This is a genomic window from Brasilonema sp. UFV-L1, assembly GCF_012912105.1.
In the GTDB taxonomy this organism is placed as follows: Bacteria; Cyanobacteriota; Cyanobacteriia; order Cyanobacteriales; family Nostocaceae; genus Brasilonema.
In genome coordinates this window covers 1-6,987 of record NZ_QMEA01000226.1, presented here as the reverse complement: position 1 = coordinate 6,987, position 6,987 = coordinate 1, and the positions used below count along the sequence as shown (strand labels likewise).

Here is a 6,987-nt window from a genome sequence, read left to right as displayed (position 1 = left end):
AAGCAATTGCAAACTGCTTAAACTACAAGTCTTTCAGCTTTTCTTAGTGCCATTCTACTCTTACCTTTGTTCACACTCTTGCAGGTGAGGTGTTTGAAGTTAAGGGAAATGTGCTTATGGGGACTGCTAGCACTGTAGGAAGTTTGGATATTGAAGTACAAGCGCCTGTCGGTGTTGTGACTATCATTCCCGCTGCTGGTAATGGAAATCAATCTATAGGTGCAAAGATTGGGACGATTACTGATGTTCCTTTGGGTGTGATTGCTAATGAATATCTGCTGACTGATGATGACGGTGTTAATCATACTAGGTCAATTGCTGCTTATAATAAAGCTCCAATTTTTACAAAATCATTACCTTATCTGGATGGGGCAATTGTACAGCAGTTGCCAGGACTGTCGTTTATGCCTGTTTATGACAGTAAACAGTGAACAGTGAACAGGGAACAGGGAACAGGGAACAGGGAACAGGGAACAGGGAACAGGGAACAGGGAAGAATTCAGGAGTCAGGAGTCATATCATGTCCGCTTAAATAGTTGTCCGCAGCGAACGCAGCGATAGCGGAGTGAAGCAATCCCAGACTCTTGCGATTGCTTCGTTTCACTCCGTTCCACTCGCAATGACATATCACAAGTATTTTGCCGGACATGATATCAGGAGTCAGGAGCGGAGCAAGGAAAGCTCCGCCTCCGGTCAGAAGACTAAATTCTTTATTTCTTTCTTGTGAATCAAGAATTGCTGTATTTTGACTTCTTCTTCAAATTGATAACTGATAACTGGTAACTGATAACTGATAACTGATAACTGTTAGTTTGAGTTGGTGTTAGGAGAATATTGAAAGATGTCTATTGCTAAGTTTTTGAATTCTTCTAGAGTAAAGACGAAGTTAGATGCCATTGTTGATAATACGCACGCTTTTTTGGTTGACCCAAATAAAGAGGACTTTTTGAAGCGTGAGGGGAAGCGTCCTGACCCGAAGTTGTTGGACCAGTATGGGATGATGGACCAGTACTTTCCCGTTGTTAGTAGTGATGATTTTCGGGTGCTGGAATACTTGTTTGAGCAGAATAAGGCGATCGCATCTGTTATTGCGACTGGGCAAGAAATTCCTCAAACTCGTATGGGGCGTCTGTTGAAGATTGAAGGACAGATGGGTAAGATTGCGATTTCTCACATTTTTGGTGAGGAAGATGAGATTCGCATGATGGAATTGTCCAAAATGCAAGGGATGCCTAAGAATTTTGTTGATATGCTGATTCGAGGTGTTGATAGCTTGCAACCTCGTGTTTATAAAACTGCGAATGTGTTGACTTGGCAGTGTGTGACTCAGGGGTTTGTGGATTATACTGATACTCGCTCGAATGCTGCGATTAGGCTGCGATATCAGACTTATCCTGAGTTATTTCCTGCTCCTTTGACTGGAAATGCTGTTTGGACTGATTATGAGAATGCTAATGGTGTGCGTGATTTGCGAGAACACGCCAGGGCTTTTTATAATTTAAATGGTTTCTATCCAGATGAAACAGTTATGCCTCAAGAGTTGGCTGATGATTTGATGAGTCAAGCGTCAACTCGTGACCATGCTCTTGCTCTTGGGCTGATTTCTGCTGTTCCTGGGACTACGGTTCAAGCAATTGTTGATGAGGTCATTCTTAATAGGATTGCGGAACGATTAAAGTTTCCGAAAATTAGGATTTATGATGCTCAATATGAAATTGAGTTTGCACCGGGGCAAACAGTAAGGGGTCGTTATCTCCCTTCTCACACCTACGCTTTTCTGACTGATGGGATGGGTCAGCGGCTGTTTGGTCCCACGATAGAAGGTAAGGGTAAGCCTGGGGTGTTTGTAAAGGTTGATGAAGTCCTGAAGTCTTCTCCGCCTGAGTCTCGTTCTTATGCTGTGGCGCGGATGTTTCCTTTTGTTCCTCAGCCCAAGTTGTTAGCTGCAAGGAAGGTGAAGTGAGGGAAGAAAGGCAGAAGGCAGAGGGCAGAAGGCAGAAGGGAAGAGGGTTTTAGCTAACTTTACTTTTTGTTACATACTTCTGTTTATTTGCGCCTTTCTACTTACTCTTTGAGTTTGTTTAGAGTAGCAACTAGTATGCTCTGCATCTCTTCAACTTCGTTCATGATTGGTTGAAAGAGAGTTTTATCTGTTAATTCTACTTCTTTAGCGATGATTAATTGAGTGTCGAGTTCTCTTAAGGAACCTAGAGCAATATGTAAAAACTGTATATATTCTTGTTTAGAACGTCTACCATAGCCTTCAGCTATATTTGAAGCTACGGAAACTGACGAACGGCGAATCTGATTTGTTAAGCCATAAAGCTCTGATTGAGGAAAGCGCTTAGTAATTTGGTAGCAATTAACAGAAAGCTGTACAGCTCTTTTCCAGACAAATTGATTTTTATAGCTCATAAGTTTGAAGTCGAATGTTTGAAGAATTGGATTATAACTCTTCTGCCTTCTGCCTTCTGCCCTCTGCCTTCTACGTTAGGAGATTTATATGATTGATCCAATGAAACCTGTGCGTCTTCTTGCTCATGTGCCTTATGGTACTGATTTTTATCACCCTCGTGAGTATCAGCCTGGTGAGCTTCCTGCTGCTTTGTTGGTTGAGGGGATTGTGAGCCAGGATAAAGAAGTGGTTGTTGCTCCTCTTATGACTTATAAAGATGCTGCTTCTGTGCAGGAGGTGGTGGTGACTTCTTCTGATGTTGCTGTGACTCCTGCTGCTTTTGGGCAATCTCCTGTGTTGGTGAATGAGCGGTTGTATGTTAATAAGGCGAGTGTTGATGAGTTCTCTAAGCTTCCTGGCGTTGGTACTGCGACTGCTTTGAAGCTTGTGACTGAACGGGATAAGAAGGTGTTTGAGGGCTTGCAAGATTTGAGCGATCGCGTTCCTTTGCCTCGTGGTAAGTGGGAAGATTTGCAAGCTTATTTGTTGTTTGATTGAGGTGTGCGAGTCACACAGTTAGGCGTTGCATATTTGCGGGATGAAGAGTTTCCTCCGCTTTTGCAAAGTGGGCGTTGCAAAGAAAACTTTAGTATTTATACGCGCGTTACGTTCATACGTATCAACCTCACCCCGCCCTGACGGGCACCCCTCTCCTTATTAAGGAGAGGGGATTGAATGAGGTAATTGAGCCGTAATTTGATATTTAGGTGTGTGCGTAAAACGCAAAGTGCTTTTCATCAATGAAATTGTGCAACGTCTAAAGTTAAAATAGGCAATATAAATTGAATTATATTATATTATCGATATGTCGAAGAAAGGTAATCCGCATGGGTTGACCGATTTGCAGATTAAGTTTTGTCAGGAGTTTGTCAAGGATTTAAATGCAACTCGTGCATATCTTAGAGCCGGGTATAAAGTGAACAGTTCTGATGCTGCTGGTGCTAATGCGGCACGATTGCTAGCAAATGATAGGATTCAAGCATATTTGGGGGAAATAGCTAATCTGTCAGAGTTCAGTATTATTGCTGAGGTAGTTAAAATTGCTTTTACTAAAATTACTGATGTGATTGAGTATGATGGAACGAATTTAAAAATAAAACCTTCGCGAGAGTGGAGTAGTCATGCGAAATCTGCGGTGAGGAGTATTACTGTGACTGAAACGGAAGTGAAGGGGAAACGCACTGTTGTTACTCAAATTACTATGCATGATAAGTTGGCTGCTTTGGAAAAGTTGATGAGGAAATTTAAGCTTTATCCGAAGGAGGTTCCTTTGCTTGATGCTGTGCAGTTGCTATTAACAGAAGGTGTTGCTACGTCTGAACAAGCTCTGATAATTAGTGAAGGGATTCGTCAAATTGAAGATAGTTTAAGGACTTTGCCTCCGGGGATGAAAACATTTGAGAGCTAGGCGGAGTGGGAGTTTTTATAGCAATCCTAATCGATTTACAAACTTATGGTATTCTTGTACTAAAACAGTGATTACGGATTATGCAGGTGAAAAATTTTTTACTAGCGAAAATGCTATACATTCAATAAGACGGGTTAAAAAAGAACTCGCTTTACTAAATAAAAATATTGAAGTTGGCATTGATGGAGGAGTGAATATATATACATTCGATATGCTATAAAACTTAACTGATTATATTATCGTCGGAGGTCTATTGTTTAATGATGCGAATCTTTCACAGAAATGGAATAAATTTGGCTATAGCATGTTATTAAATAGTCCTATGTTAACTCATGTAAAACAGTATAAAGGAGTCTTATGAAACCACTAACAATTAACGAAGGTTTATCTCAACTTGATAAACTACTGTTGAACAAACATAGAGAGGCACCAGGTAAAAGTTTAATGATAGGTATTGCAGGACCTGTTGCAAGTGGAAAGTCTAGATTTTGCAAAATTTTTACAGAAACAGCTCCAGACCTGTTAGAAATGGATTTAGTTTATCTTCCTTTCGACTATTGGATCAATAAGAATAATTTAAATTCTAAAACATATGCAGAAAGGTTCTTCCTAGATGATTTATCATTAGCACTAAAAAGTATCAAATCTGAGACAGGTTGGTTTTGTCCAAGGTATGACCTATCAAAAAACATAAGAAATGACGAAGGTTATAAAAAATATTTAGTACCAGAGCAAGTTGTCGAGTGGTTTGGAAGAAAATTCACTCTTCTAAGTGAAGAATGTCCATTTAGTCACGCACCTGGGAGTAAAGAACTCTATTATGAATTAGAAACAAACAGAATTTATAGTTTCTTCATCCCGAAAGCAAATAGTCTTTATGTTATTGACGGTACAATGGTGTACTTCTATGGAGATGACTATAAATTATATGATGCAACAATCTATGTTTACGGGGAGTGGGCAACTAGAATTTCTCGAATGATCAGGAGATACAATAGAAAAGAAGTATTTGGTCAAACTATCTTAACAGAAAAAGAATATGTGAGGTTTTTAGTAAATGAGGCCAGGGCATGTGCTGATGAAGAGATATTAACACAAAAGGGGAAAAGCACCTTCGTAATTAAGAGTTCTACAGAAACTGTTTCTAACTTACTCGATTTATATTGTCTTAAGCAAAATATAAATAAAGACGAAAACATTAAAGAAGTGTATTGCCTAGATGAAGTTCAGATCAATGAGCAAATCGACGAAGCATACAAACATTTCTCGACAAGAAACGACTTAGAAACATTAAAAGCACTTAGAACTGAATTCAAACATTTGATATTAAGCAAGCATTTATTAAAAGTTGATAATATTGATGAGGTATTCACCAAACTAGATCAAGTGCTTTCATTCAAATAATATGCAAGAATTGATAGTTATAGTTACGGAATATATTGAAAAAACCTTGGGAACAAACGGGCTTAAAGTATTGAGCGACTTATTCCCAGTTTTTGAAGAAAACTTAACAGAAGAACGAAGGTGTCAGTTGCCAGAAGTCAGAATGAATTTGTAGCTCCTGGCGGATGAGTATGGGGTCTAAATCTCCACCGTCTACACGGTGTCTACAATCGGTTGGGGTCTAAATCCCCAACAGAAGTGATTCTGACTTCTGAATTCTTTTTTTAATCAACCATTATCATTTGTTATAAAACAATGGGATTAAAAGCATTAAAAAAATCTGCATCTGTTTATCAAGAAGTTTATTTGACGAGTCGTGTTGACTTTTCTAAATATGCTTTTGACCCTGTTGGTTTTATTGAGAAGGAGTTAGGAGAAAGTTTAACTGATGAACAAAAGTGTATCGCTAATTCGGTTGTTTGTAATAGAGAGACAAATGTCCAGGCGAGTCATTCGGTTGGGAAGTCGCATCTGAGCGCGAGAATTGTTTTATGGTGGGTTTGTTGTAAGGGGGAAGGGGCTTTTGCTATTTCTACGGCTCCAACGAAAAGGCAGGTTCATCAGATATTATGGGGAGAGTTGAGGAAGATTTATGACCGCCATAGGGAGAAGATTGGTGGTGAAAGGGGTGAGACTTTTATACGTTTACCTGGTAATGCAAGGGCGATTGGTTTTACTTCAAGACACACTTCATCGGATTCGTTTCAAGGATTACATGAACGTAGCTTGTTGATTGTGATTGATGAGTCGAGTGGGGTTTCGGAGGAGATTGACGCGGGTGCTCAAGCGTGTGTGACTTCTGCGGAGAATAGGTTATTAAGGGTGGGAAATCCTATCAGAAATAACACGGCGTTTCATCGTGCTTGTTTACGTTCTGCTATTCGTATTCCTTCATGGTCGCATCCTAATGTATCTTGGGCGTATGAGTTATGTGAGGATAATATTCATCGTTTGAAGAAAGAGGTTCAGGGGTGGATTCTTGATAAGAATGGGGAAGTGAAACCGGAGGAGGAATGGTTAAGCGAGTATCGTTCTAAAATTCCGGGTGCTGTTTCTGTGCGCTGGATTGAGGAGGCGAGAACGAATTATGGTGAGAACTCTGCTTTTTGGCAGACTCGTGTAGAGGCGCAATTTCCTGTTGATGATTCTGATGGTATTATTCCTAAGTCTTGGTTGTTTGAAGCTCGTGCGCGATATGATGCTGATGTTGATTACTGGGAAGCACTTGCTAAACAATATCCTTGGCGATTGGGGCTTGATGTTGGTGATGGACAAGATAATCATGCTTTAGCGGTGTGGCGTGGACCTGTGCTGTATGAGGTGCTGATATACTCGACTCAGGGTGATTTGCTGGATACTGAAAGAGCAGCGCGGATTGCTATGGAGAAGATGCGATCGCTTGGTGGAGACTCGTGCATTGCTGTTGATAATACGGGTGTTGGTGCTGGTTCTTTGGCTGCGTTGGTGAGCAATGGCTATATGGCTACTGCTTGTCGTTTTGGTGGTGTTGCGGAGAATTCTGAACAGTTTGTTAACCGTAAGGCTGAGTTGTACTGGCAGTTTCGTGAGTTGTTACGGAAGGGGGAAGTGGCGATCGCTCCTTTAGGAGAACAGGAGGATTATATTTCAATACGGTTCAGTTAAGCCCCAAAGTCAGGTAAAGTAAGCATTATTCGCAAGC

7 protein-coding genes are annotated in these 6,987 nt (G+C 40.4%); 6 read left to right on the top strand and 1 reads right to left on the bottom strand.

Features of this window, described 5'->3' with window-relative positions:
* Window positions 1-116 precede the first annotated feature (116 nt).
* Complete coding sequence (locus tag DP117_RS32930) at window positions 117-431, top strand: hypothetical protein (protein ID WP_169222372.1); 315 nt, start codon at window positions 117-119, stop codon at window positions 429-431.
* A 410-nt stretch (window positions 432-841) separates the two neighbouring features.
* On the top strand, window positions 842-1,963 hold the full coding sequence (locus tag DP117_RS32925; protein ID WP_169222371.1) for a hypothetical protein: 1,122 nt from the start codon (window positions 842-844) through the stop codon (window positions 1,961-1,963).
* A gap of 101 nt (window positions 1,964-2,064) precedes the next feature.
* Here the strand turns inward: DP117_RS32925 and DP117_RS32920 are convergent, their stop codons facing one another.
* On the bottom strand, window positions 2,065-2,415 hold the full coding sequence (locus tag DP117_RS32920) for a four helix bundle protein (protein ID WP_169222370.1): 351 nt from the start codon (window positions 2,413-2,415) through the stop codon (window positions 2,065-2,067).
* Between the two features lie 88 nt (window positions 2,416-2,503).
* On the opposite strand from DP117_RS32920, the gene DP117_RS32915 reads away from it, so the two are divergent.
* From DP117_RS32915 to DP117_RS32900, 4 genes are all read left to right on the top strand, one after another.
* Window positions 2,504-2,953, top strand: a complete 450-nt coding sequence (locus DP117_RS32915; RefSeq protein WP_169222369.1) for a hypothetical protein — start codon at window positions 2,504-2,506, stop codon at window positions 2,951-2,953.
* Between the two features lie 307 nt (window positions 2,954-3,260).
* Complete coding sequence (locus DP117_RS32910; RefSeq protein WP_169222368.1) at window positions 3,261-3,863, top strand: terminase small subunit; 603 nt, start codon at window positions 3,261-3,263, stop codon at window positions 3,861-3,863.
* 357 nt (window positions 3,864-4,220) lie between these two features.
* Window positions 4,221-5,267: a hypothetical protein gene (locus DP117_RS32905; protein ID WP_169222367.1), complete on the top strand. Its 1,047-nt coding sequence runs from the start codon at window positions 4,221-4,223 to the stop codon at window positions 5,265-5,267.
* Between the two features lie 294 nt (window positions 5,268-5,561).
* The gene (locus DP117_RS32900) at window positions 5,562-6,950 is read left to right on the top strand and encodes a hypothetical protein (RefSeq protein ID WP_169222366.1); all 1,389 of its coding nucleotides are present in this window, start codon (window positions 5,562-5,564) and stop codon (window positions 6,948-6,950) included.
* Window positions 6,951-6,987 lie beyond the last annotated feature (37 nt).